Source organism: Rhodococcus sp. LB1, from assembly GCF_001583455.1.
GTDB classification, from domain to species: Bacteria; Actinomycetota; Actinomycetes; order Mycobacteriales; family Mycobacteriaceae; genus Rhodococcus_F; species Rhodococcus_F opacus.
This window is the reverse complement of record NZ_LTCZ01000291.1, coordinates 1-2,214: the sequence shown is the minus strand read 5'-3', so window position 1 is coordinate 2,214 and position 2,214 is coordinate 1. Positions and strand designations below refer to the sequence as shown.

Below are 2,214 nucleotides of genomic sequence, written 5' to 3'. Positions count from 1 at the left end.
GCCACTCACGTGGGGGCGACCGGGTCAGGCGTTGGCTGCTTTGTATTCGCGGCGGCGGCGGTGCAGGATCGGTTCGGTGTAGCCCGACGGCTGGCGGGTGCCGTCGAGGATCAGTTCCTTCGCGGCCTGGAAGGCGATGTTGGTGTCGAAGTCCGGGGCCAGCGGCCGGTAGGTGGGATCGGCCTGGTTCTGCCGGTCCACCACCGGGGCCATCCGCTGCAGTGACTGCACCACCTGGTCGGCGGTGACCACATCGTGCCGGATCCAGTTCGCGAGCAGCTGCGACGAGATGCGGAGGGTGGCGCGGTCCTCCATCAGGGCGACGTCGTGGATGTCGGGGACCTTGGAGCAGCCGACGCCGGCGTCGATCCACCGGACCACGTAGCCGAGGATGGACTGGCAGTTGTTGTCGAGTTCTTCCTGTTTCTCGGCCTCGGACCAGTCGGTGTTCGGGGCGAGGGGGATGGTGAGGATCTCGTCGAGGGTGGCCCGCCGGGTGCCCTTCAGCCGGTTCTGGACGGCGACGACGTCGACCTGGTGGTAGTGGGTGGCGTGCAGGGTGGCCCCGGTCGGGGACGGCACCCACGCGGTGTTCGCGCCGGCCTTGGGGTGGCCGATCTTCTGCTCGAGCATCTCGGCCATCAGCTCGGTCATCGCCCACATGCCCTTGCCGATCTGCGCCCGCCCCTGCAACCCGGCGGCGAGTCCGACATCGACGTTCCAGTCCTCGTAGGCGGTGATCCAGGTCTGCTTCTTCATCTCGGCCTTGCGGATCATCGGCCCGGCCTCCATCGAGGTGTGGATCTCGTCGCCGGTGCGGTCGAGGAACCCGGTGTTGATGAACACCACCCGCTCACTGGCTTCGTTGATGCAGGCGGCGAGGTTGACGGTGGTGCGGCGTTCCTCGTCCATGATGCCGACCTTGAGGGTGTTGGCGGGCAGCCCGAGGACCTGCTCGACGCGGCCGAACAGTTCGGTGGTGAACGCGACCTCGTCGGGGCCGTGCTGCTTGGGTTTGACGATGTAGATCGACCCGGTGCGGGAGTTGTCCAACGGCCCGGTCTGCTCGGACCGGGACAGCCCGTGGACCGCGCACAGGGAGGTGATCAGGGCGTCGAGGATGCCCTCGGGGATTTCGGTGCCGTCGCCGTGCAGGATCGCCGGGGTGGTCATCAGATGGCCGACGTTGCGGACGAACAGCAGCGACCGCCCGTGCAGGGTGAGCTCGGACCCGTCCGGGGCGGTGTAGACCCGGTCCGGGTTCAGCCGGCGGGTGAACGCCGTGCCGCCCTTGGTCATCTCCTCGGTCAGGTCCCCGCGGTTCAGGCCCAGCCAGTTGCGGTAGCCGATCACCTTGTCGTCGGCGTCGACGGCGGCGACGGAGTCCTCGAAGTCCATGATGGTGGTGACCGCGGACTCGAGCACCACATCCTTGACGCCGGCCGCGTCGGTCCGGCCGATCGGGGAGGCGGGGTCGATCTGGATTTCCGCGTGCAACCCGTGATTGCGCAGCAGCACACTGGTCGGGGCGCCCGGGTCGCCGAGGTAGCCGACGAACTTGCCCGGCTCGGCCAGGCCGGTGATCGTGCCGTCGGCGAGCTGCACGGTCAGGGCGGTGCCGTCGACGGTGTAGCGGGCGGCGTCGGCGTGCGAACCGGACTGGAGGGGGGCGGCGGTGTCGAGGAAGGTGCGGGCCCAGGCGATGACCCGGTCGCCGCGGACCTTGTTGTAGGAGGCGCCCGCCTCGGCGCCGCCGTCGTCGGGGATGGCGTTGGTGCCGTACAGGGCGTCGTACAACGACCCCCACCTCGCGTTGGAGGCGTTCAGCGCGAAGCGGGCGTTGAGGACCGGGACCACCAGCTGCGGGCCGGCGGTGGCGGTGATCTCGGTGTCCACGTTCGCCGTCGACACCTCGAACGGGGCCGGTTCGGGCACCAGGTACCCGATCTCGGTCAGGAACGCCTTGTACTCGGCCGGGTCGATCACGGTGCCGGCCCGGCCCTGGTGCCAGGCGTCGATCCGGGCCTGCAGGTCGTCGCGGGTGGACAGCAGCGCCTTGTTCTTCGGCGCCAGATCGTCGATCACCTTGACCGCACCCGCCCAGAACCCGTCGACGTCCACCCCGGTCCCCGGCAGCGCCTCCTCGTTCACGAAGTCGTAGAGCACCTTCGCGACCTGCAGACCGCCGACCTCAACACGCTCAGTCATGAAATG

General features: G+C 69.0%; 1 protein-coding gene. It reads right to left on the bottom strand.

Going from position 1 to position 2,214, the window contains the following annotated elements:
• Nucleotides 1-24 precede the first annotated feature (24 nt).
• A complete protein-coding gene (locus AZG88_RS31165; RefSeq protein ID WP_063886914.1) occupies nucleotides 25-2,208 on the bottom strand; it encodes a malate synthase G in 2,184 nt (727 codons plus the stop codon).
• Nucleotides 2,209-2,214 lie beyond the last annotated feature (6 nt).